This is a genomic window from Chelatococcus albus, assembly GCF_030067675.1.
GTDB lineage: Bacteria > Pseudomonadota > Alphaproteobacteria > Rhizobiales > Beijerinckiaceae > Chelatococcus_A > Chelatococcus_A albus.
Window position 1 is genome coordinate 99,337 of record NZ_JASJEV010000007.1, and the last position, 22,327, is coordinate 121,663.

The following is a 22,327-nucleotide window of genomic DNA, read 5'->3' on the forward strand; positions in this document are numbered from 1 at the left end:
GCGATTCATCCGTCATGAATTCGCCCCAACGGCACGCCACTGGCGCCCCTCCCGACAATCAGCACGAGGTGGCAGGAATGCAGACGATGAGCCGGCGCATGTTCGTTCTCGCAGGCACGGCAGGGCTCGCGGGCTGCGCCATGCGGCCGCCGCTGCCGCCGGCGCCGATGGGGCGTCCGATGCCGGCGATCGATCCCGCCTTCTTCGACATGTACGGCCCGATCGACGACGACCGCTTCCCGGTGCCGGAGGTCGACATCGGCCAGATCGACCCCACCTATCTGCGCCGCGTCGTGCGCTACGACCGCCCGGAACTCGCCGGCACGGTGGTGGTCGACCCCGCCAACCGCTTCCTCTACCTCGTGCAGGACGGCGGCCGGGCGATCCGCTACGGCGTCGGGGTCGGCCGCGAGGGCTTCGCCTGGGCCGGCAACGCCACCATCCGCCGCAAGGCGGAATGGCCGACCTGGACGCCCCCCTCGCAGATGATCCGCCGCCAGCCGGAGCTCGCCGAATGGGCGGCGGGCATGCCCGGCGGCCTCGACAACCCGCTCGGCGCCCGCGCCCTCTACCTCTACCAGGGCGACCGCGACACGCTCTACCGCATCCACGGCACCAACGAGCCCTGGTCCATCGGCAGCGCCGTCTCCTCGGGCTGCATCCGCCTCATCAACCAGGACATCATCGATCTCTACCGCCGGGTGCCCACCGGCACGCGCGTCGTCGTCCTGCGCGCCTGAGGCGCGCATCGCCTCCCGGAGACGGGCGGGGGTGTCCTGCGCGCCGCGCCCTGCGCCGTCGTGCCGGAAACGCCGGCCGGCCGCGTGCGCGCGGCCTTCGGCACGCGGCCGGGCCAGGTGACGATGTGGTCGACGAGGTCCTCGAGCGGGATCTCGTCCTCGCTCGCCGCGACGCGTCCTTTCACCGACACGCCGGCGACGTGCACCGTGTCGGGATCGCCGGAGACGAGCGGATGCCACCAGTAGAGGTCGTGGCCCTCGCGCACCAGGCGGTAGGCGCAGGTCGGCGGCAGCCAGGTCAGGCGGCGCACCTCGGCCGGCGTCAGGCGCACGCAGTCGGGTACCCGCGCCTGCCTGTGCGCATAGTCGCGGCAGCGGCAGGTCTCGCCGTCGAGCAGGGTGCAGCCCACGTCGGTGAGGTGGATGCGGCCGGTATCCTCGTCCTCGAGCTTGACAAGGCAGCAACGCCCGCATCCGTCGCAGAGCGATTCCCACTCCGCCGGCGTCATCTCCTCGAGCGTCCTGGCCTGCCAGAAGGGCGGGGCGCCGTTTCGTCCGTCGTCCATGCGCGATCCGTTGTCCGTCCTGCGGTCTCCGCCCGTCACGTCTGCGCGAGGAGTCTCGCCGCAATTCGGCTGGCCCTCTCCTTCGCAGGCGGTTGCCCTGTCCCGACGAACGCGGCACACCATATCGCGTCGGACGCGGCGGGACATTGCGACGTGGCGCCTCGTCCGTGGGCGCGAAGGTTGATATTCTGATCCGCCGGACGGAAGGGCGGGGCGGCGGGAGGCCTCGGGGTGCAGTTCTTCGGCGAAACCTCGCTGTGGACGCGGGTGAAGCGCGCAGCCCTCGCCTTCGATTCGTGGCTCGACGCGAGCCTCTACGAGGCGGGCCGCCGCGGCGCCGATGCCTGGGAGCGCTTTTCCTCGTGGGCCGACAGGCTGTCGGTCTCCGGCGGCTGGCGCCTGGTCACCGAGCTCGCCGACGAGGCCCTGACCCTGGGCGCGGGCGGCAGCGTCGTCCTGCTCGCGCTCGCCGTGCCCGCCTTCCGCGAGACGAGCGACGACTGGCTGAAGCAGCAGGAGCTCGCCGTCATCTTCCTCGACCGCTACGGCAACGAGATCGGCAAGCGCGGCATCCGCCACGACGATTCGCTGAAGCTCGAGGAGTTCCCCGACCATCTCATCAAGGCCGTGCTCGCCACCGAGGACCGGCGCTTCTATGAGCATTTCGGCATCGACATTGTCGGCACCATGCGCGCCCTCTCCGCCAATGCGCGCGCTTCCGGCGTGGTGCAGGGCGGCTCCTCCATCACCCAGCAGCTCGCCAAGAACCTCTTCCTCACCAACGAGCGCTCCATCGAGCGCAAGATCAAGGAAGCCTTCCTCGCCCTCTGGCTCGAGTCGCGGCTGACCAAGAACGAGATCCTGAAGCTCTATCTCGACCGCGCCTACATGGGCGGCGGCGCCTTCGGCGCGGCGGCCTCGGCCGAGTTCTACTTCGGCAAGTCGGTGAAGGACGTCACGCTCGCGGAAGCCGCGATGCTCGCCGGCCTCTTCAAGGCTCCCACCAGGTTCGCGCCGCACGTCAACCTGCCGGCGGCGCGCGCCCGCGCCAACGTGGTGCTCAGCAACATGGTGGAGGCGGGCTTCCTCACCGAGGGCCAGATCCAGACGGCGCGGCGCCACCCGGCGACGCCGATCGACCGCAAGCGCGAGACGAGCCCCGACTACTACCTCGACTTCGCCTTCAACGAGGTCAAGCGCATGGCGGACGAGGGCAAGCTCGGGCAGGAGCGGGTCGTCACAGTCAAGACGGCGCTCGACGCCTCCATCCAGGCGAGGGCCGAGGCCGCGCTCGAAAACAGCCTGCGCCAGCACGGCAAGGAATACGGCGCCAGACAGGGCGCCATCGTCGTCATGCTGCCGGACGGCGCCGTGCGCGCCATGGTCGGCGGCCGCGACTACGGCATGAGCCAGTTCAACCGCGCCACCGACGCGCTGCGCCAGCCGGGCTCGGCCTTCAAGCCCTTCGTCTATGCCACGGCGCTCGCCGCCGGCCTCTACAAGCCGACGAGCATCGTCGTCGACCGCCCGGTGTGCATCGGCAACTGGTGCCCCAACAACTACAGCCGCTCCTATGCGGGCTCCATGCCGCTCACGGTGGCCCTGGCGAAGTCGATCAACACCATCCCCGTGCAGATGTCGCTCGCCCTCGGCAAGGGCAATGCCAAGGTCGGGCGGGCGCGCATCATCGAGACGGCGCGCGCCATGGGCCTGACGACCGACCTCAAGGATACGACCTCGCTCCCCATCGGCGCGGCGGAGGTGACCGTGATCGACATGGCGGCGGGCTACGCCGTCTTCGCCAATGCCGGGCGGCGGGCCGCTCCCTACGCCGCCCTCGAGATCCGCAACGCGCGCGGCGAGACGATCTGGCGGCACGACCGCGACGCCCCGCAGCCGAAGCAGGTGCTGCCCCTCTCGGTGGTGGCGGACATGAACATGATGCTCAACCAGGTGGTGGAGGCGGGCACCGGCCGGCGCGCCATCATCGAGGGCGTGCAGGTGGCGGGCAAGACCGGCACCACCAATGCCTATCGCGATGCCTGGTTCGTGGGCTACTCGGGCAATCTCGTGGCCAGCGTCTGGCTCGGCAACGACGACTACAGCTCGACGCACAACATGACCGGCGGCACCCTGCCGGCCATGACCTGGCACGAGGTGATGGCACCGGCGCACCAGGGCATCGAGCTGAAGCCGCTGCCCGGCATCGGTGGCACGCCGGCCGTGGCGAAGGCACCGGCGGCGGAGGGCGAGAGCCTCGCCTCAGCCCGGGCCCCCTCGGCCCTGTCGCGGCGCTCCTTCGAAGTGCTCGGCAGCATCGGCGACCTCTTCCGCTCGGTCGAGCCCGGACGGCGCGAGGCGAGCATCACGGCGCCGGCGGCCCTGTCCGCCGGCGGCTTCCCGGGCGGCGCGCGCGCCGCCGGCGGACGGATCGGCGTGCCGTGAGGCGGACGGTGAGGCAACCTCATCCGATGGCCGCCGGCGAGCGCCCTGCCCGCATGCCGTGGCGGGCGCTGGCGGCGCATGCGACGCAGGGCAGCCTGCGGCCGATCCTCCTCATCCTCTTCGCCCTCACGGTCGCCACCCTGTCGGGCCTCGGCTCGGCCTATCTCGCCGTGCGCGACGTGCCGCCCTTCGGCGCCGCGGTGAGCGGGCCGTGGACCGCCTGGCCGCGGCTCGGCGCGCGCGACATCGACCCCTATGCCCGGGCGGTGCTGGCACGCACGGCCGACCTGCCGCTCGGGCCGGGCGAAGGGCTCACCTTCTCGGCGCGCACGGACGATGCCGGCCGGCCGCTCGAAGCCGGCTGCGCCTACAGGCTCGCCGGCCCGGTGCCGGCGGCGCGGGCCTGGACGCTGACGCTCTACGACGAGGCGGGCCGGCTCGTCGACAACCCGGCGCGGCGGCACGGCTTCACCTCGGCGGAGGTGCTGCGCGACGGCGCCGGCACGGCGACGCTCGTGCTGTCGCGCAGCGTGCAGAGCGGCAACTGGCTGCCGCTGCCGCAGCAGGGGCGCTTCACGCTGGTGCTGCGCCTCTACGACACGCCCGCCTCGGCGAGCGCGGCGGCGCTCGACGCGCGCGCCATGCCGTCGATCGAGAGGACGGCCTGCGAATGAAGGGCGCGCTGCAATTCGCCTTCGCCGGAGTGGTCGGGCTCGTGCTCGGCGCCATCGTGCATCTTGCCGCCGTCTTCGGCATTCCCGAGCTCGGCGACCGCGACGCCTACAGCCGTTTCTCGCCCCTGTCGCGGGAGAGCGCGGCCCACCTGCTCACCGACGCCGACCGCGCAGGCGCGGCGCCCGCGCTGCGCGACCCGGCGGTCGCCACCTCGGTCTGCGCGTTCGATCTCGCCGAGGGGCCGGTGCATGTCGGCGTCAGCGTGCCGGGGGGCTTTGCCTCGGTGTCGGTCCATCGGCCGGGCGGCGGCGTGATCTATGCGGTGACCGACCGTGCGGCGCAGCGCGGGGCGATCGACATCACGCTCATGACCCAGGACCAGCTCGACGAGATTCTCGCCGAGGACGAGACCGGCGAGCCGACGCAGGACCTCAGGGTCGTCTCGCCCGTGACGCGCGGCCTCGTCGTCGTGCGGGCGCTGGCCGCCCTGCCGAGCCTGAGGGAACGCGCCGAAGGCATCGCCTCGACGGCCACCTGCAAGCCGCTGCGCGCAGTGGACGGGGGGTAGGCGAGGGCTGCGGGCGAAGGGCGGGAGGCCGCCGTGGCGTCGCGCCCGCAAGCGCGGGCGACGGGCGCTGCCTTTCCGGGGTCAGGACCCGTCGCGCAGCAGCTCGTCGAGGGCGGCCTTCTCGCGGGCATCAAGGGGGGCTGCCGCCTCGGGTTCCACCGCCCGACGGCGGCGCGCCAGGATGGCGAGCGCCACGACGCCGGCGAGAAGGACGGCGAAGGGCCCGGCCCACAGGAGCAGCGTGTGCGGCCCGAAGGGGGGCTTGAGCAGGACGAACTCGCCGTAGCGGCTGACCACGAAGTCGCGCACAGCGGCATCGCTGTCGCCGGCCTTCAGGCGCTCGCGCACGAGGATGCGCAGGTCGCGGGCGAGCGGCGCGTCGGAATCGTCGATCGACTGGTTCTGGCAGACGAGGCAGCGCAGCCCCGCCGAGATCGCCCGCGCGCGCGCCTCGAGCTTCGCGTCCGGCAGCACCTCGTCGGGCTGCACGGCGCGCACCGGGGCGACGGGCAGCGCCGCGAGGCCGGCGGCAACGCCGGCGATGGCGAGAAGGCGCGCGAACCGCCGCACGGCGCTCACTCCGCCGGCGTCGCCGCCGGCAGGGCGGCGGCGCGGGCCCGGGCCGGCGCGCCGACGCGCAGGCGCCGGTCGGTGAGCGACAGGGCGCCGCCCGCGGCCATGAAAAGGGCGCCGCCCCAGATCAGGAGGACATAGGGCTTCCAGTAGAAGCGCACCCCGAGGCCGCCGCCCGGCTGCGGCTCGCCGAGACTCACGTAGAGCTGGCTCGGGCCGCGCGTCATGATGCCGGCCTCGGTCGTCGGCATGCCGCGCGTGACGTAGAGGCGCTTCATGGCCTCGACCGTGCCGACCGTCTCGCCGTGCCGCATGACGGAAAAGCGCGCCACGTCCTCGCGGTAGTTGGGGCCGGTACGTGGCAGCACGGCGTCGAGGCGGAGCTGGTAGGGGCCGGCGGCCGCGACCTCGCCCGGCTTCATCACCGCGAGCGTCTCGGTGCTCCAGGCCTGGGCGGCGATGCCGATGGCGACGAGGCCGACGGCGGCGTGGGCAACCGCCATGCCCCAGGCCGAACGCGGCAGGCCCCGGGCGCGGCGCCACGCGGTCGCGAGCGGCATGCCGCGCGTCCAGGACCGGTTGACGATGTCGGCGAGGGAGCCGGCGACCAGGAAGAAGCCGAGGGCGAGGCCGAGCACGGCGACGACCGGCCCTCCCTCGGCAAAGGCGACGGCGGCCAGTGTCGCGGCGAGCGCCAGGGCGAAGGCGGCGAACAGCCGCTCGGCCGTGCCGAGGAGGTCGCCGCGCTTCCAGGCGAGCGACTGGCCGAGCGGCAGCACGGCAAGCAGCGGCACGACGATGGGCAGGAAGGTGGCGTTGAAGAAGGGCTCGCCGACGGAGATCTTGTCACCCGTCAGGGCTTCCAGCGCCAGGGGATAGAGCGTGCCGATGAAGACGGTGGCGCAGGCGGAGGCGAGCAGCAGGTTGTTGAGGACGAGCGCGCCCTCGCGCGACACGGGGGCGAAGAGGCCGCCGGGCTTGAGCATTGGCGCCCGCCAGGCGAACAGCGCGAGGCTGCCGCCGATGAAGGCGACGAGGATGGCGAGGATGAAGACGCCGCGCGCCGGGTCGGTGGCGAAGGCGTGCACCGAGGTGAGCACGCCCGACCGCACGAGGAAGGTGCCGAGCAGCGACAGCGAGAAGGTGAGGATGGCGAGGAGCACCGTCCACACCTTGAGCGCGTCGCGCTTCTCCATGACGATGGTGGAGTGCAGGAGCGCCGTGCCCGCGAGCCAGGGCATGAGCGAGGCGTTCTCCACCGGATCCCAGAACCACCAGCCGCCCCAGCCGAGCTCGTAGTAGGCCCAGTAGGAGCCCATGGCGATGCCGAGGGTGAGGAACAGCCAGGCGGTCAGCGTCCAGGGCCGCACGGCGCGCGCCCACACCGCGTCGATGCGCCCCTCGATCAGTGCCGCCGCGGCGAAGGCGAAGGAGATCGAGAAGCCGACATAGCCGAGGTAGAGGAGCGGCGGGTGGATGGCGAGGCCCAGGTCCTGCAGGATGGGGTTGAGATCCTGCCCCTCGAACGGCGCGGGCGTGACGCGCGCGAAGGGATTCGAGGTGACCAGGATGAAGGCGAGGAAGGCGATGGCGATGGCGCCCTGCGCCGCAAGCGCGTTGGCGCGCAGGCGCTCCGGCAGCGAGCGCCGGGACAGCGCGACGAGCGCGCCGAACAGCGTGAGGATGAGCACCCACAGCAGCATCGAGCCCTCGTGGTTGCCCCACACGCTGGTGAACCTGTAGAGGAGCGGCTGCGTCGAGTGGGAGTTCTCGACGACGTTCAGCACCGAGAAGTCGGACTGCACGTAGGCGAGCGTCAGCGCCGCGAAGGCGACGGCGACGCACAGGAAGGCGCCGAGGGCGGCGGGCGTGGCGATGCCCATGAGGGCCGGGTCGCGCATGCGTGCGCCCCACAGCGGCAGGGCGCACTGCACCAGCGACAGTCCGAGGGCGAGCGCAAGGGCGAAGTGGCCGATCTCGACGATCATCGGCGGGATCCCTCCCCCTGCCACACACCCTGCTTCTTCAGGGTGTCGGCCACCTCGCGCGGCATGTAGGTCTCGTCGTGCTTGGCGAGGACGCTGTCGGCGCGGAAGTCGCCCGACGGCTCCAGCACCCCCTCGGCCACAACGCCCTGCCCCTCGCGGAACAGGTCGGGCAGCAGCCCCGTGTAGCGCACGAGGACACTGCGGTTCGTGTCCGTCACCTCGAAGCGCACGCTCTGGCCCTCGCCGCGCACCACCGAGCCCTCCTTGACGAGGCCGCCGAGACGGAAGCGCGTGCCGGGGCGGACCCCCTTCTCGGCGATGTCCGTCGGTCCGTGGAAGAAGACGATCGTGTCGCGCATGGCGAAGAGCACGAGGCCGAGCGCCAGCGCGATGACCGAGAGCGCTGCACCGATGAGGGTGAGACGGCGCTGCTTGCGGGTCACCGGGACACCTCCTTGCCGGAATCGCTGGTGATGTCGAGATCGAGGTCGCGCGCCGCGGCGGTGAGCCGCCGCTCGGCCTCGGCGTCGCCGGCGAGGCGCTCCGCGGCGCGGGCAAGCGCCGCCCGCGCCTTGCCGCGCTCGCCGAGCACGGCGTAGGAGCGAACGAGCCCCAGCCAGCCGTCGACGCTGCCGCCTTCGGCCGTCAGGCGCGCCTCGAGGCTAGCGACCATGCCGCGGATGGCCGCGTCGCGCTCGGCCGGCGGCAGGGCGGCGACGGCGGCGGCCCCGCTCTCGCCGCCGAGGCGGGCCATGCGCTCGCGCACGACGGGCTGCCAGGGCGCGTCGGCCGGGCCCGAGCGGGCGAGGTCGGCGAGGAGCGCCAGCGCATCCTGCCGGCGGCCGTCCTGCTCGGCGGCGACGGCGAGGTAGAATTTCGGCTTGGGCGCGGTCCCGTCGAGCGCGAGCGCGCGTTCGAAGGCGGTCCGCGCGTCGGCGGTCACCGTGCCACCGGCGGCGACGACCATGGCCTCGCCGTAATCGGCGTAGCGCTGCGGGGCGTCGCCGAGCAGGCGCAGCGCCGCCGCATAGGCCTTCACCGCGTCCTCGGCGCGGCCGCTCTTCAGGTAGACCGGCGCCAGCACCTCCCAGCCGCGCCCGTCCTCGGGCGTCCTGGCGAGATGCGCCTCGATGCGCGCCACGGCCGCGGCGAGGTCGAGGCCGCGCGGGTCGCCCGCCAGGCGCTCCGCATGGGGCACGGAGGGCAGTTGCGGCGAGCCCAGCGCCCCGTAGAGCGCCAGCGCCACCAGCGGAATGGTGGACAGCGTCACGGCTGACGCGGCGCGGCGGCGGCGCAGGGCCGGCTCGCCCTCCTGGTCGGCGGCGGCGTGCTCGGCGGCGGCGGCGGCGCGCAGGAGCCGCCGGCCGGCCTCGGCCTTCGCCGCCTCGGCCTCCGCGGCCGTGAGGGCGCCGCGCGCCGCATCCCGCTCGATCTCGGCGATCTGCTGGCGATAGAAGGCCGCGTCATCGCCCGTGCCGTCGTCGGCGGCGGCCGTCCGCTGCCGCGACAGCGGCCACAGGACCGCGAGGACGGCAGCGCCCGTCATCAGCGCAAAGATCACCCAAATCGCCATGCGCAACCTTTAGCGCGCCGGCGGCACGATCACGATGGCCCGCCGCGGCGACATACCGTCGCTCGGGACGACGCCGCCGGCCACCGCCGCGCGCCATCCCGCGTCCGGCGCGGCAATGCCGGCAGGCCCGGACTTCCGGCGCGGCCTTGAAGGCGGGCTCGCCGCTGCCACCCGCGCCTTACTTCGTGTAGCGCGGCCTTGCGGGCGGGGCGGGTTCGGGAACGGGGGCGCAGGCGAGCGGGGTCGGCGGCAGGCGGTAGATCTCGGTCGGCCCGTCGCCGATGAGGGAGCGCACCTCGAGCGCGTCGAGCGCCCTCGCCTCCTGCTCGAGCAGGCCGAGGCTGCGCTCGGCCATGATGGCCTCGGTCTGCGGCCCGGCGACGACGAGATGGTCGAGGGCGTAGCGGTAGCGGCAGATGCGCAGCGCGACCTCCTCGCGCACCCACAGGATGAGACCGATGTTCTCGGCGAGGCGCGAGCGGGCGTCCTGCAGCTCCTCGCCCGAGAGCGGCAGCGCATCCATGGAGCGGCGGCGCACCCGGTCGGCGCTGACGACGCGGCCGGCGACGGCCCGGAAGGGGACGAGGAGCTTGCGGTCGGCCGTGACGTCGTCCGCCAGGCGGTTGTAGCGCGAGGAGGGCGAGCGGTAGGGCTCGCCGACGAGGGCGTTGTAATAGGTGGCCGGATCGGCCGTGAGGCTCTGGCCCGGCAGGGACTGGTTCCTCGCGAACCTGGCGAGCTGGTCGTCAAAGAGACTGCGGTCGTAGGCCGGCATCAGGAAGCGCCAGGCGCGGCTGCGCAGCTCCTGCTCGTCGTTGGTCGGGACGAAGCGCGAGGGCGGCTGCCCGCGCGCGCCGGCGGCGTGGGAATTGACCGAGGGCTCGATGGCGTTGCTCCAGGCCGTCTGCGTCGGGCGGCCGAAGTCGCCGGTCTCGGCGCAGGCCGCGACGAGGATGGTGGCGGCGAGAACGGGCGCGGCGGCGCAGAGCCTCCCGGCACAGCGCAGGGCGAGGCGTAGGTGGTGCCGGCGCAGCGCCGAAGGATCGCGCCAGCCGCGATGCTCTCCCTTCAGGGCCTTGATCGCGTCCTTCGATTGAAGGACGTCAGAAATCCCCAGAACGGCCGCGGCCCCTGACCCATCTGCAAGCAAGACGTGCTCCCGAACCTCAGCCGCGCCGGCGGGGGCGAGCCGGCGGGCGCTGCGCAGGGCGGCCGCCCTGCCGCGCCGCGGGACGGCGCAGGGGCGCCTCGTCGCCGTGGCGCTCGTAGCGGATGCCGGTGAACAGGAGGATCTCGCCGCAGGGCTCGCCCGCTGCCGGGCGCGCCCGCCGCGGCCGCGCCGCCGCCTCGGGAAATGCGACGACGACGCCCCGCGTCCCCTCGGATCTCATCACCATGACGGCCTCCAGCTTCGGGCCCGGCCGGCCCCGCGGCACCTCAACCCTCCGACCATCTCCCCTGGCGCCATTCATCCTTCGGCAGGGTTAACAGTCCGCTAACGAAGCGCCGCTAATGTCCCGGGCACAGGATTGAGCCCGCCGATCATCCATGCACGACACGCCCGTTCCGGATCTCTCCGGCCTCGCCGCCCTTGCCCGCGCCGGCGACATCGACATCAGGCCAGTGCTCCTGCGCGTGCAGACGGATCTCTTCCTCGCGGCGAAGGCCCGCCCGCCCGAGGCGGTCGCCGCCTTCCGGGCGCTGGCGACGGGCCTCATCCCGGTGGTGGACGCGGGCACCCTCGCGGTGGTGGCGCAGAAGCTCGCGCCGCATCCGGATACGCCCGAGGCCGTCATCGAGGCGCTGGCGCGCGCGGGCGGCCGCGCCGAGGAGATCGTGCTCGCGCTCACCCCGAACCTGCCGGAGGAAGGGCTGACCGCCATCGCGGCGACGGGGCCCGTACGGCTCGCCGTGGCGGTGGCGCGCCGCCGCGATCTCGCCCCGCAGACGCTCGACGCGCTCGTCGCGCGCCGGCATGTCGCGCTCGACGAAGCGCTCGCCGGCAATCCGTCGCCCCTGCCGGCGGACGTGCTCGCCACGCTCGTCGCCCGCGCCCGACAGTCGGCGCACTTGCGCGCCGCGCTTGCCGCCCTGCTCCTTGAGCGCGCCGACCTCCCGGTGATCGACGCGGCTGCGCTCTACGGCGAGGCCGAGCCGGCGCGGCGCGCCGCGATCCTCGCCGAGATGGGCCGGGCCGCGGCGCTCGACGGCCGCCGCCGCGCCCTGCCGCTCGTCGATGCGACACGGCGGGAGGCGCTCGTCCGGGCGGCCGCCCGGGGCGACAGGCCGGCCTTTTCGGTGCGCCTCGCCGACGCCTTCGGCACGTCCATCCGCGAGGCGCAGCGCCTCCTCGCCGACCCGAGCGGCGACCTCCTGGCGCTGGCGCTCCACGCCGTCGGCTTCGAGGAGGAGGAGGCCGTGCGCGTCTTCCTGACGCTCGACCCGGCGCTGGCGCAGTCGACGCAGCGCGTCTTCGCGCTCGCCGGGCGCATTCGCGCCGTGCCGCGCGAGGTCGCCGCCCGCGTCGTCTTCGCCGTTCTCGGGCGCGACACCGGCGAGGTGCGCCCGCGCGCCGCCCATGTCCCCGCCATGGCGCCGGGCGGCACGACGAGCCGGCCGGCCCTGCCCGGCCTGCGCCGCCCCGCGCCGCCCGAGCGCCCCCCCGAGACCGGGCGCGACCGTTCCGCCGGCTGAGGGCCGGGCGGGCACCACGCCCGGTCGTCCCGGGGTCGGGCGGAGCAAGGAGCCCGGGATCCGGAACCGATGCGGGGGAACCGGAAAGGCGCGGCGCCGGTCGCGCCCCTGTCCGCACCGCCATCGCTTCCGGGGCGGCGGCCCCTCGGCCCTGCCGGGGCTAGTCCGCCGCGACCTCCAGGAAATGCCGTCCCACGCGGTCCTCCACCTCGACCACCCAGACGTCCGGGTCGAAGGAGATCTCGCGGCGCAGGCGCTCCTCGGCGGCGAGGGGCGTCGCCTCGGCGCCGAGATCGACGGCGACGAAGCGGCGCTCCTCGGCGCGCTCCTCGTAGAAGCTTTGCGGCGCCGGGCCGTAGAGTGCCGCCGTGCCGTCGAGCCGGTCGACCTTGACGAAGACGGTGCCGGCCTCCGCCGCGCCGCGCCGGCGCAGCACGGCATAGGCCCCCCCCACGGCGCAGCGCCGGAGGTAGGCGGAGACCCAGATGTCGGTGCGCAGGCGCATGGCGTCGGGCGGAGGATGGGGCGGGTCGAATCGTCCGGGGGCGGAACGGCGGAAGTCCATTCTCTGCCCCGAGCCGGGCCCTTCGCCAATGGTCCTTCGGCACCTCGCCAGGCCCCGCCGGCGGCGCGCTCCCCGCCGCCCCCTCCCCGGCGGGCCGCGGGGCGGCACAAGGCGAGGGCCGCCCCTTCGTCGCGCCTTCTACTCGATCGGCATGCCCGCGGCGGCCGAGAGGGCCTTCACGACGCGCGGGCCGAGTTCGCCGGTGACCGGCAGGCCCTTGTCCTTCTCGAAGCGCTCGATGGCGGTGCGGGTGGCCGCGCCCATCAGGCCGTCGGGCTTGACGCCGTAGCCGAGCTTGGCAAGCGCGCGCTGCGCCGCGAGCACCGGGCGCTGGGCCTCGGCCCGCGGCTCGCCGGTGCGGATGAGGTCGCCGATGGCGTCGCGGGCAAGCGGGCGCGGCGCAGTTCCCTGAGCCGACGGCTGGGTGGCGCGGGCCATCGCGTCGGCGAGGGCGGCCTGTTCCGTCGGCTGCGGGGCGAGCTCCGCCGGGCGGCTCGGCGGCAGGGCGGGGGCCATCTCCGTCTGCCGCGGCGGCAGGCGCGCGTCGCGGCGCAGCTCGCCCCTGTCCGCGCCGAAGAGCGGGGCCGGATGCTGGCTGCGCTGCAGCACCACGGCATTCACGACGATCGCGGCCGCGAAGCCGAGGAAGACCAGGGCGCCGAAGCTGCGCCCCGGGCGGCGGACGAGGAGGCCGAGAAGCCGGCGCGCGAGCCCCGCCTTGCGCGCGCCGCGCTTCGCCCCCGCCCGGCCCGCCGTGCGCGTCGGCGGACGGTCGTAGAGGACGAAGTCGTTGTCGGATCGGGCGAGGGCTTCACGCACGTTTCTTCACCGCATCTCGTTCGGTCGGGGCCGCCTGGCGCCGGGCGAGCGGCACCTCCGCGGCGAGGCTCGTCGCCGCCGCGGGCGCGACACGGCAATCCTGCGGCAGCGCCACCGTCACCGTCGTGCCCTCGCCCGGCGTGCTCGCGATCGTCATCGTGCCGTGGTGCAGCCCGACGAGGCCCCGCACCACCGACAGGCCGAGCCCCGTGCCCTCCTGCGGCCACCCGCGCGGCCGCTCCGGGGCGGAGCGCACCTGGAAGAAGGGATCTCCGAGGCGCGGCAGGTCGCGCTCGCCGATGCCGATGCCCGTGTCGGCGACAACGAGGACGAAGCGGTCGCTCGTGCGCCGGACGCTGACCGTCACGCGGCCGCCGGCAGGCGTGAACTTCAGGGCGTTCGACAGGAGGTTGATGAGGATCTGCTTGAGCGCCCGGCGATCGGCGACGATCTCGCCGCGGTCGGCGGCGATGTCGCGCTGAAGCACGATGCCGGCCTCGTCGGCCTTGAGCTGCATGAGGTCGCAGCAGCCGCGGGCGAGCTCCGCCGTGTCGAAGGCCTCGGGCGCGAGGTCGACGTGGCCCGCTTCGATGCGCGAGAGGTCGAGCAGCGTGTTGACGACGTCGAGCAGGTGGCGGCCCGAGTCGCGGATGATGCCGGCGTATTCGCGCCGGCGCGCCTCGTCCGCCGGGGCGAGCGTGCCGCTCGCCAGCATCTCGGAGAAGCCGATGACGGCATTGAGCGGCGTGCGCAGCTCGTGGCTGACGGTGGCGAGGAAGCGGCCCTTCTGCTCGCTCGCCCGCTCGGCCTCGGCGCGGGCCGCCTCGCGCTCGGCCTCGTGGCTCCTGCGCTCGGTGATGTCGCGGATCACGGCGACGACGGCATGCGTGTCGGCGTCGGCGCCAGCGGGCGCCGGCCCTGCCGGCTCCGGCCGCTGCGCGCGCATCTCCACCCAGGCGACCTCGGTCGGCGCGCGCCCGCCCTCCCCCGCGACGCTGCGATGCAGGCGGAACTCGACCGTCACGGCGACGCCGCGGTGCGCCGCATCGGCGAGCGCCTTGAGATAGAGCGGCCGGTCGGCCACATGCACGCGGTCGAACAGGCCGCGGCCGTGCAGGCTGCGGGCCGGCACGCCGACGAGGCGTTCGGCGGCGGCGCTGGCGAAGACCACGGCGCCGCCGCGCTCGTGCCAGGTGACAAGGTCCCCGATGGTTTCGAGCACGGCCCGGTCGCGCGCCTCGCGCCGGGCGCGGTCGCCGAGCCGCTCGGACTCGCGCCGGCAGGCGGCGAGGCCGAGGGCGGCGGCATAGGCGACGGCGGTGACGAGGAATGCGGGCATGGCGGCGGCCGGTGCCCCGCCCCCGGAGGCGGCGAGCCAGCCGGCGGCATCGGCGGCGGCGACGCCGACGGCCGCCGCGGCGGCGATCAGGCTCGCGGCGACGACGGCCCGGCGCGAGCCGGAGAGAAGCGCCTCGAGCGGCACGGCGACGAGCCAGGCGATCGCGGGCGATTCGGCCCCGCCCGTGGCGCAGGCGACGGCCGCGACGATGAGCGCGAAGGCGGCGGACGACAGGGCGTGCGCGAGATCGAGCCGCCCGGTGCGCGACAGCAGGGCGACGGCGGCGATGGGCAGGGCAAGGGCGGCGAGCGCCACCGTCTGCGCGCCGGAGGGCACGCCCCAGAGGGCGAGATAGGGCGGCACGGCGGCGAGCGCCACGAAGCCCGCGACGAGGCGGGTCAGGATGAACTGCTCGTGGCGCGCGCATGCCTCGGCATCCGCCGCGGCCGCCGGATGGACCAGCGCCGCAAGCCGTGCCCGGATCATCGATGCCGACGGGGACAACGCCACACTCACCGTCGCGCGCTTGAAGGGCGCGCGCTCCTCCACTCTGCTGCCGGCACCATCGCAGCCCCCGCTTAAGCGAACGCTAAAGCTGCGCCGCAGCAGGCCCGCCGCCGCGGCCGGAAAGCCCTGAAAACGCCTGGGCCCGCGGCGCCCGAGCCGAAACTTCCGCATAACGTAAACAACCGCTCAACGACTGCTGGAATCACCGCCCCAGCAGAACGCACGCGCCCTCAACGCCCCCTTCCCCCGCGCGCCGCAATTCGATTCAAATTCTACGCATCGCCTTGAGACGATCTTCGCAGGCCCTGCCCCACAGTCGCGACGAGACGGCGGAGGGCCGGCAGCTCCCACGGGCTGCGGGGCCGCGCCCCAACCGGTACGGGGAGGTTCGAGCCATGGCCTACATCCTGCGGAGCGCCTTCTTCATCGGCGCGATCTACATGATGTCGCCGGTCGAGACCGTTCCTCCGCCCGCCACGGCAACGGGCGGCCTCAGCGGCGCGACCGCGGCCATGGCGCGCCCCCTGCCGGCGCTCGGCGGCGCCGGGGTCAAGGACGCCATGACGCTCGCGGGCGAGGCGGCGCGGGTGTGGTCGGACCTCGATCCGCAGACGCGCGAACGGCTGCTCGACCTCCTCGCCGAGCGCCGTCCGGCCGCGGGCCGCGCCACACCGTCGGCCGATACCCTCTCCGGTCGCGACCGGGCCGTTCCGTGGCGCGGCGAGGCCGCCCGCGGCACCCAGGGCTGAGACGAGGCGCGACAAGTCGCGGCAATCGCGCGGCCGGGGGGCCGATGCGCCGCTCGCACTCTCGCGGTCGGGCGAAAAACCCCATATAGAGAACGAAGCGGGCGCGACCTGAGGCGCCCGCCAGCCTGCGGGACGACAGACACGCAATGCAGCCGCCGCTCGACGAGATCCTCGAGAACTTCGAGTTCCTCGACGATTGGGACGATCGCTATCGCTACCTGATCGAGCTCGGCCGGACGCTCGAGCCGCTGCCGGATGCCGCGCGCACGGACGCCAACAAGGTGCGCGGCTGCGCGAGCCAGGTGTGGCTCGAGACGATGGTCGACGGGGCCGGTGCCCCCGCGCCGGTGCTCACCTTCCGCGGCGACAGCGACGCCCACATCGTGCGCGGCCTCGTCGCCCTCGTCTTCGCGATCTATTCCGGGCAGCCGGCCCGCCACATCCTCGACACCGACGCGCTCGACGTCTTCCGCCATCTCGGCCTGTCCGAGCACCTGACGCCGCAGCGCTCGAACGGCCTGCGCTCCATGGTCGAGCGCATCAAGGGCGACGCCCGCAGAGCGCTCGCGGCGGCGGCCTGAGGCCGTCCTTGGGGCGAACGCCTCCCATCCCGGACGCCGCATCGGCCGCCGTCCGCCCGGCGGCAGCGGGCCCGCGTGCGGGAAGCGCCTTGCGCGCCGCCTCTCCCCGATGAAGGCACGACCTCTCACCTCTCCGGCGGGGAGCGCCCGTGAACCGCGCGCGTTCCGGTCCGCCGACGGCCGGAAAATGCGAACGGGGCCCTGCGGCCCCGTCCATCGGGCCTGTCGCCGGCGCCGTCAGCGCGCCGCCTCGTCGTACATCTTCTCGACGTATTCCCAGTTGACGAGGTTGTCGACGAAGGCCTTGAGGTAGTCCGGCCGGCGGTTGCGGTAGTCGATGTAGTAGGAATGCTCCCACACGTCGACGCCGAGGATGGGCCTTGCCCCGTGCACCAGCGGGTTCTCGCCGTTCGGCGTCTTCATGATCTCGAGCTTGCCGTTCCTCAGCGCCAGCCAGGCCCAGCCCGAGCCGAACTGCGCCACCCCCGCCTGGATGAAGTCCGCCTTGAACTTCTCCACCGAGCCGAGATCCTCGATGATCTTCTTCTCGAGCTTGCCCGGCAGCTTGGCGCTGCCGCCGTTCGGCTTCATCCACTGCCAGAAGTGGATGTGGTTGTAGTGCTGGCCGGCATTGTTGAACAGCGCCGCGTTCTTGCCGAAGGAGCCCTTCACCACCTCCTCCAGCGTCTTGCCGGCGAACTCCGTGCCCTCGAGCAGCTTGTTGCCGTTGTCGACATAGGCCTTGTGGTGCTTGTCGTGGTGGTACTCCAGCGTCTCCTTCGACATGTACGGCTGCAGCGCGTCGTAGGCGTAGGGCAGGTCAGGCAGCGTGAAGGACATCGCGGACTCCTTGGCTTCGACCGTCAAGGTCGGGATCGATGAGCTCACCATCGTGCCGCCGGCAAGCGCAAGGCCGGTCAGCAACATATCGCGGCGTCTGAGGGTCATGGCAGACTCGCTCGCTGAGCGACAGGGTGTCGCCACACCGGCTTACTTATGACCGCCGCCGGGCGCGGGCAAGCGCCCGCAGGGGCGCCCGTGCCATTCTGTTGGCAGCGGTCAACGATGTCTTTACTGTGCCGGGTCAAGGCATTGCCGAATGTCCTTCAAGGGTGTTGCGTCGCATGGTGCTAGGGCTGTTCGTGGTCGCCGGTCTGTTCTTCGTCGGCGGCATAGCGGCGATCGTGTCGGGCTCCGACATCATCGTCCTGGAGCGCGGCTGGTCGATGGTGATCGCCGGCAGCGTGGCGGCGACGGGCGGTGCCCTGCTCGCGGGCCTCGGCCTCGTATTGCGGGAGCTGAAGCGGCTCGCCGCGGAACTCGCGGCCGCGCCCCGGGCGGCGCCGGCGCCCCTCGCCGGTGCGGCCCCCGCCCTCGCAGCGGCCGGTGCGGCCGCGGCACTCGCGGCGGCGGGCAGCGCCGCGCAGGACGCGCAGGAAGACCAGCATTCCCTCGACCTGCGCCCGCCGGAGCCGGCAGCCCCGGAGGCGGAGGAGCGTCGCCCCGAGCCGTCCCGGCCGGCGGAGGCCGAGCGGCGCGAGCCTGTGGTGGCCGCCTGGGGCGACCGGTTCCGCTTCGACGAGATCGCCAGGCCGGCCGGACCCGCGGCCGAAGCCCCGGCCGAGAACCCTGCCGGAGCGCGCGCCGAGGAGCCGGCGCCGGAGGCGCGCGTCTTCCGCCCGGAACCGCCGTCCTGGCTGCGCAAGGAGACCGCGGCGCCCGCCGCGGCGGAAAAGAAGCCGCTGTTCCCCTGGCTGAAGACCGGTGCCGAGGAGCCGGCGGAGGCGGCGCCGCGCCCGTCACCCGCCGAGCCCGACCTGCCGGACGTTCCCGACCTCGCCGAGCCCGGGGAGCGCAGGGCCGAGCGCATGCCGCCCGAGCTGCCCTATCGCGAGGCCTCCTACGCCGAGCCGTCCTGGCCTGAGCTGCTGCCGGAGGAGGCTGCGGAGGCGCCGCGGCCGGCGGCCGCGGCGGGGCGCGCGGATCTGGCGCGTGCGGCGGAGGCGGCGGTCGCCGGGGCGCTCGCGGCCGAGCGTCGGCCGGGCGAGACCGCAGACGCGGCCGAGGAGAAGGCTGCGCCAGTGACCGAGGCGGAGCGCGGCGGGGCGAAGACGGGCGAGGAGGCCATTCCGACCGTCGTCGGCACCTACAGCGCCGGTGGCAATCTCTACGTGATGTTCTCGGACGGCTCGATCGAGGCCGAGACGACGCGCGGCGTCTTCCGCTTCACTTCGCTCGACGAGCTGAAGTCCTACATCGCCAAGGGCGAGATCGGGAAGGGCGAGACCGGGAAGGGCGCGCCGGAGGACGGCCCGGCGGCCGGGCGGACGAAGTCCTGACCGCCGGGCGTCGGGCGCCCGCCGCCCGACGCTCCTCCCCTGCCCCGCCTTCCTCCGTCCGCCCCGGACGCCGCGCGAGGGACTGTCACCCCCAACCGAGGACAGCCAGCGGGGCGGGGCGGCGACGGCGAGACGGCCGCCGCAGGCGGCCTCAGCCGAGGAGAAGCTTCGGCAGCCAGGTGGCGAGTGACGGAAAGAGGGCGACGAGGCCGAGCGTGACGAGCTGCATCGCCACGAAGGGCATGACGCCGCGAAACATGTGGCCGTAGGTGAGGTCCGCCGGCGCGATCGAGCGCAGGTAGAAGATCGAGGGGGCCATCGGCGGCGTCGGATACGAGGTCTGGATGGCGACGATGAAGAGCACGGCGAACCACAGCGGGGCGATGCCCGCCGCCTCCACGATCGGCGCGCCGATGAGCACGATGGAGATCCAGTCGAGCACGAAGCCGGCCGCGAAGACGATGGCGATCGCGCATAGAAGGGCCAGAGCAGCGGCGCCCAGGGGCTCACCTCCTCGACCTGGCCCAAGACATAGGCCGCCGAGGTCTTCATGAGGGCCACGCGGGTCATGAGCGCGAGCAGCGGCGTGAACAGGACGAGGAGGGCGAAGCCGATGATGCGCGCCTGCGCCGCCTCCGGCAGGCGGGAGGAGAGGAAGTCGATGCGCACGTGCGCGTCATGCTTCAGGGCGTAGGCCGAGCCGGAGGGAACAGGCCGGAAGGCCCCCCGCGGCCATTCCGGCAATCGCGCCGAATGCCCGGCGCCCCCCGCCGTCATCCGGGGCGCCACGGGGGCAGGCGCCCCCCGCGGCGCGGCCGCGCATCTCAATCGCCGCCGAGCGTCCCGTCCAGCACGGCGAGGGCGAAGGCGTAGTTGAAGGCCACTTCCTTGATGCGGTCGAAGCGGCCGGCGGCGCCGCCGTGGCCGGCGTCCATGTTGGTCTTGAGCAGGATCGGCCCGCCGCCCGTCATGGTGGCGCGCAGCTTCGCCACCCATTTCGCCGGCTCCCAGTAGGTGACGCGCGGGTCGGAGAGGCCACCGAGCGCGAGGATCGCCGGATAGCGCTGCGCCGCCACCCGGTCGTAGGGCGAATAGGCGCGGATCGCGGCAAAGGCCGCCGGGTCCTCGATGGGATTGCCCCATTCGGGCCATTCCGGCGGGGTGAGCGGCAGGTCCCCGTCGAGCATGGTGTTGAGCACATCGACGAAGGGCACGTCGGCGATGATGGCGGCGAAGAGATGCGGCGCCATGTTGGCGACGGCGCCCATCAGCATGCCGCCGGCGCTGCCGCCATGGGCGACGATGCGGCCCTTCGCCGTGTAGCCCGCCGCGATCAGGTGCTCGGCGCAGGCGATGAAGTCGGTGAAGGTATTGGGCTTCTTCTCGCGCTTGCCGTCCTTGTACCAGCGCCAGCCCTTCTCCGTGCCGCCGCGCACGTGGGCGATGGCATAGACGAGGCCGCGGTCGACGAGAGACAGCCGGCCCGTGCTGAAGGAGGCCGGCATGGCGCTGCCGTAGGCGCCGTAGCCGTAGAGGAGGCAGGGCGCCGTGCCGTCGAGCGGCGTGCCGCGGCGGTAGACGAGCGAGATCGGCACGCGCTCGCCGTCCGGCGCCGTGGCGAAGAGGCGCTCCGTCACGTAGTCCGCCGGGTCGTGGCCGGAGGGCACCTCCTGGCGCTTCATGAGGCGTCGCTCGCGCGTCGCCATGTCGTAGTCGTAGGTCTCCGCCGGCGTCGTCATGGACGCGTAGGTGAAGCGCACGACGTCCGTGTCGAACTCGAAGGAGCTCTCCAGCGAGAGGGAATAGGCCTCCTCGGGGAAGGCGACCGCATGGTCCTCCCCGCTGCCGAGGTCGCGCACGACGAGGCGCGGGCGCGCGTCCTCGCGCTCCAGCCAGACAAGGTGGCGGGCGAAGGGAACGTGCGAGAGCACCATGATGCCGGGCCGCGCCGGCACGAGATCCCGCCAGGCCTGCCGGCCTGGCGCGGCGAGGGGCGCGGTGACGAGCTTGAAGTCCTCCGCCCCGTCGGCGTTGGTGCGGATGATCAGGTCCTCGCCCCGGTGCTCCACCTCGTAGCGCACTTCCCTTTCGCGCGGGGCGACGAGGCGCGGCCGCGCGGCGGCGTCGGCGAGGTCGAGGAGGTGGGCCTCCGAGGTCTCGTGGTCGCCGACGGAGATGACGCAGAAGGCCCCCGACTGCGTCCTGTCGATATCGACGAACCAGCCCGGGTCGGGCTCCTCGTAGATGAGCTCGTCGGCCTCCGCCGGTGTGCCGAGGCGGTGGCGGCAGACGCGGCTCGGCCGGTGGTTCTCGTCGAGGCGCACGTAGTAGAAGGCGCGCCCGTCACTGGTCCATACGGCCTCGCCGCCGGTGTCGGGCACGCGGTCGGGCAGGTCCTCGCCGGTCGAAAGGTCGCGCACGCGCATGAGATGGAATTCGGAGCCCGTCTCGTCGGCGCTCCAGGCGAGGAACCGGTGGTCGGGCGAGTGGGCGGCCCCGCCCAGCTCGAAGAAGGCTTTGCCCGCGCCCAGCGCGTCGCCGTCGAGCAGCACCGCCTCGGCCCCGCCCTCGCGCGGGCGGCGGCAGACGAGCGGGTGCTGCCCGCCCTCGCGGTAGCGCGTGTAGTAGGCGAAGGCGCCGTCGGGCGCCGGCACCGTCGCGTCGTCCTCCTTGATGCGGGCGCGCATCTCGGCGGCCAGGGTCTCCCTGAGTGCCTCGGTGCCGGCCATCAGCGCCGCCGCATGGGCGTTCTCCGCCTCGAGATGGGCGCGGATGTCGGCCGGCAGGGCGGCCGGGTCCTTCAGCACCTCGCGCCAGTTCTCGGCCTTCAGCCAGGCGAAGTCGTCGCTCAGCGCCTCGCCGTGCACGACGGTCGTCACCGGCCGGCGCAGGGCCGCCGGCGCCGCGGCGGTCGGGGGGATCGGGTGGCGGTCGGGCATCGTCCGGTCACGCATCGTCGGTCGTCGCATCCTCGTCGGGGATCAGGGTCAGCGCCGTGCCGTTCACGCAGTAGCGCAGGCCCGTCGGCTTCGGCCCGTCGGCAAAGACATGGCCGAGATGGGCGGCGCAGGCGGCGCAGCGGATCTCGGTGCGCTCCATGCCGCGCGAGTCGTCGGCGTGCTCGGTCACCGCCTCGGCGCTCACGGGCGCGAAGAAGCTCGGCCAGCCCGAGCCCGAATCATATTTCGTGCCGGAGCGGAAGAGGGGCGCCCCGCAGCCGACGCATCGGTAGAGGCCGGCGCGCTTCTCGTCGAGATGGGGGCCCGTGAACGGACGCTCCGTGCCGCCCTGGCGGGTGACGTAATACTGCTCGGGCGTCAGTACCGCCCGCCATTCCTCGTCGCTCCTGCGGATCCGCGGCCATTCATCCCCGCCCGCCATGCCTCGCTCTCCCGTCTCGCGGACCGTCTCCTGCCCTTCCGGGGGGTACCGGCCCGGGCTCGCAAGACGATCGTTTCCAATGACTTGGCGCATGACCTCGCGCCTCCCGCCGGCGGCGGGTGGCGCCCCGCCCCGCGGCCCCGCGCTCTCCGCGGGGCTCGCAGGAATATGGCGGCGGCGGCCCGGCAGGCAAGGAGCCCCCTGCCCACCCCCTCCCGCGACCGA

Annotated in this window: 22 protein-coding genes; 8 read left to right on the forward strand and 14 right to left on the reverse strand. The window is 73.7% G+C overall.

Translation table 11 applies throughout. The features are described from left to right. Positions 1-98 precede the first annotated feature (98 nt). Positions 99-740 (forward strand): L,D-transpeptidase, encoded by a 642-nt coding sequence (locus tag QNA08_RS12405; protein ID WP_283741031.1) that lies wholly within the window; start codon positions 99-101, stop codon positions 738-740. Here the strand turns inward: QNA08_RS12405 and QNA08_RS12410 are convergent. Then, positions 692-1,306, reverse strand: a complete 615-nt coding sequence (locus tag QNA08_RS12410; protein ID WP_283741032.1) for a YcgN family cysteine cluster protein — start codon at positions 1,304-1,306, stop codon at positions 692-694. The two genes, QNA08_RS12405 and QNA08_RS12410, sit on opposite strands and share 49 nt — an antisense overlap. Before the next feature lie 231 nt (positions 1,307-1,537). Between QNA08_RS12410 and QNA08_RS12415 the strand changes: the two genes are divergently transcribed. Genes QNA08_RS12415 through QNA08_RS12425 form a run of 3 tightly spaced genes read left to right on the forward strand, consistent with a single transcriptional unit; the run spans position 1,538 to position 4,994 of the window. Then, positions 1,538-3,751, forward strand: coding sequence for a transglycosylase domain-containing protein (locus tag QNA08_RS12415; protein WP_283741033.1), 2,214 nt, complete (start codon positions 1,538-1,540; stop codon positions 3,749-3,751). Between the two features lie 8 nt (positions 3,752-3,759). Then, positions 3,760-4,425, forward strand: a complete 666-nt coding sequence (locus QNA08_RS12420; protein ID WP_283741034.1) for a DUF1214 domain-containing protein — start codon at positions 3,760-3,762, stop codon at positions 4,423-4,425. After that, on the forward strand, positions 4,422-4,994 hold the full coding sequence (locus tag QNA08_RS12425) for a DUF1254 domain-containing protein (protein WP_283741035.1): 573 nt from the start codon (positions 4,422-4,424) through the stop codon (positions 4,992-4,994). Before QNA08_RS12420 ends, QNA08_RS12425 begins: the two co-directional genes overlap by 4 nt. An 81-nt stretch (positions 4,995-5,075) precedes the next feature. On the opposite strand, the gene QNA08_RS12430 is transcribed toward QNA08_RS12425, so the two are convergent. The 6 genes from QNA08_RS12430 to QNA08_RS12455 all read right to left on the reverse strand — a co-directional run bounded on the left by QNA08_RS12430 (position 5,076) and on the right by QNA08_RS12455 (position 10,525). Then, a complete protein-coding gene (locus tag QNA08_RS12430; protein WP_422679912.1) occupies positions 5,076-5,564 on the reverse strand; it encodes a cytochrome c-type biogenesis protein in 489 nt (162 codons plus the stop codon). A 5-nt stretch (positions 5,565-5,569) separates the two neighbouring features. Next, the gene (locus QNA08_RS12435) at positions 5,570-7,555 is read right to left on the reverse strand and encodes a heme lyase CcmF/NrfE family subunit (RefSeq protein WP_283741036.1); all 1,986 of its coding nucleotides are present in this window, start codon (positions 7,553-7,555) and stop codon (positions 5,570-5,572) included. Further along, complete coding sequence (gene ccmE, locus QNA08_RS12440) at positions 7,552-7,998, reverse strand: cytochrome c maturation protein CcmE (RefSeq protein WP_283741037.1); 447 nt, start codon at positions 7,996-7,998, stop codon at positions 7,552-7,554. The genes QNA08_RS12435 and ccmE overlap by 4 nt, the downstream gene beginning before the upstream one ends. Next, positions 7,995-9,128: a c-type cytochrome biogenesis protein CcmI gene (gene ccmI, locus QNA08_RS12445; RefSeq protein ID WP_283741038.1), complete on the reverse strand. Its 1,134-nt coding sequence runs from the start codon at positions 9,126-9,128 to the stop codon at positions 7,995-7,997. The genes ccmE and ccmI overlap by 4 nt, the downstream gene beginning before the upstream one ends. A gap of 178 nt (positions 9,129-9,306) precedes the next feature. Next, positions 9,307-10,278 (reverse strand): hypothetical protein, encoded by a 972-nt coding sequence (locus QNA08_RS12450; RefSeq protein WP_283741039.1) that lies wholly within the window; start codon positions 10,276-10,278, stop codon positions 9,307-9,309. Between the two features lie 16 nt (positions 10,279-10,294). Further along, a complete protein-coding gene (locus tag QNA08_RS12455; RefSeq protein WP_283741040.1) occupies positions 10,295-10,525 on the reverse strand; it encodes a hypothetical protein in 231 nt (76 codons plus the stop codon). A gap of 151 nt (positions 10,526-10,676) precedes the next feature. Here QNA08_RS12455 and QNA08_RS12460 point away from each other — a divergent pair, with 151 nt between their 5' ends. After that, positions 10,677-11,822, forward strand: coding sequence for a DUF2336 domain-containing protein (locus tag QNA08_RS12460; protein WP_283741041.1), 1,146 nt, complete (start codon positions 10,677-10,679; stop codon positions 11,820-11,822). 160 nt (positions 11,823-11,982) lie between these two features. Here QNA08_RS12460 and QNA08_RS12465 read toward each other — a convergent pair whose 3' ends face one another. The 3 genes from QNA08_RS12465 to QNA08_RS12475 all read right to left on the reverse strand — a co-directional run bounded on the left by QNA08_RS12465 (position 11,983) and on the right by QNA08_RS12475 (position 15,049). Then, positions 11,983-12,327, reverse strand: a complete 345-nt coding sequence (locus QNA08_RS12465) for a DUF1491 family protein (RefSeq protein WP_283741206.1) — start codon at positions 12,325-12,327, stop codon at positions 11,983-11,985. A 198-nt stretch (positions 12,328-12,525) separates the two neighbouring features. Continuing rightward, the gene (locus tag QNA08_RS12470; protein WP_283741042.1) at positions 12,526-13,206 is read right to left on the reverse strand and encodes a peptidoglycan-binding domain-containing protein; all 681 of its coding nucleotides are present in this window, start codon (positions 13,204-13,206) and stop codon (positions 12,526-12,528) included. After that, positions 13,199-15,049, reverse strand: a complete 1,851-nt coding sequence (locus tag QNA08_RS12475) for a PAS domain-containing sensor histidine kinase (protein WP_283741043.1) — start codon at positions 15,047-15,049, stop codon at positions 13,199-13,201. The genes QNA08_RS12470 and QNA08_RS12475 overlap by 8 nt, the downstream gene beginning before the upstream one ends. A gap of 398 nt (positions 15,050-15,447) precedes the next feature. Between QNA08_RS12475 and QNA08_RS12480 the strand changes: the two genes are divergently transcribed. Both QNA08_RS12480 and QNA08_RS12485 read left to right on the forward strand, forming a co-directional pair. Further along, positions 15,448-15,801 (forward strand): hypothetical protein, encoded by a 354-nt coding sequence (locus QNA08_RS12480; RefSeq protein WP_283741044.1) that lies wholly within the window; start codon positions 15,448-15,450, stop codon positions 15,799-15,801. Between the two features lie 146 nt (positions 15,802-15,947). Then, positions 15,948-16,382: a SufE family protein gene (locus QNA08_RS12485; protein ID WP_283741045.1), complete on the forward strand. Its 435-nt coding sequence runs from the start codon at positions 15,948-15,950 to the stop codon at positions 16,380-16,382. A gap of 237 nt (positions 16,383-16,619) precedes the next feature. Here the strand turns inward: QNA08_RS12485 and QNA08_RS12490 are convergent, their stop codons facing one another. After that, on the reverse strand, positions 16,620-17,222 hold the full coding sequence (locus QNA08_RS12490; RefSeq protein ID WP_283741207.1) for a superoxide dismutase: 603 nt from the start codon (positions 17,220-17,222) through the stop codon (positions 16,620-16,622). 284 nt (positions 17,223-17,506) lie between these two features. Here QNA08_RS12490 and QNA08_RS12495 point away from each other — a divergent pair, with 284 nt between their 5' ends. Beyond that, positions 17,507-18,721 carry a hypothetical protein gene (locus QNA08_RS12495; protein WP_283741046.1) on the forward strand — a complete coding sequence of 405 codons (1,215 nt, stop codon included), beginning with the start codon at positions 17,507-17,509 and terminating at the stop codon, positions 18,719-18,721. A gap of 151 nt (positions 18,722-18,872) precedes the next feature. Here QNA08_RS12495 and QNA08_RS12500 read toward each other — a convergent pair whose 3' ends face one another. The 3 genes from QNA08_RS12500 to msrB all read right to left on the reverse strand — a co-directional run bounded on the left by QNA08_RS12500 (position 18,873) and on the right by msrB (position 22,102). Further along, positions 18,873-19,223 carry a TRAP transporter large permease subunit gene (locus QNA08_RS12500; protein ID WP_340322113.1) on the reverse strand — a complete coding sequence of 117 codons (351 nt, stop codon included), beginning with the start codon at positions 19,221-19,223 and terminating at the stop codon, positions 18,873-18,875. 322 nt (positions 19,224-19,545) lie between these two features. Further along, positions 19,546-21,675, reverse strand: a complete 2,130-nt coding sequence (locus tag QNA08_RS12505) for a S9 family peptidase (RefSeq protein ID WP_283741047.1) — start codon at positions 21,673-21,675, stop codon at positions 19,546-19,548. After that, complete coding sequence (msrB, locus tag QNA08_RS12510) at positions 21,668-22,102, reverse strand: peptide-methionine (R)-S-oxide reductase MsrB (protein ID WP_283741048.1); 435 nt, start codon at positions 22,100-22,102, stop codon at positions 21,668-21,670. Before msrB ends, QNA08_RS12505 begins: the two co-directional genes overlap by 8 nt. Between the last annotated feature and the right edge of the window lie 225 nt (positions 22,103-22,327).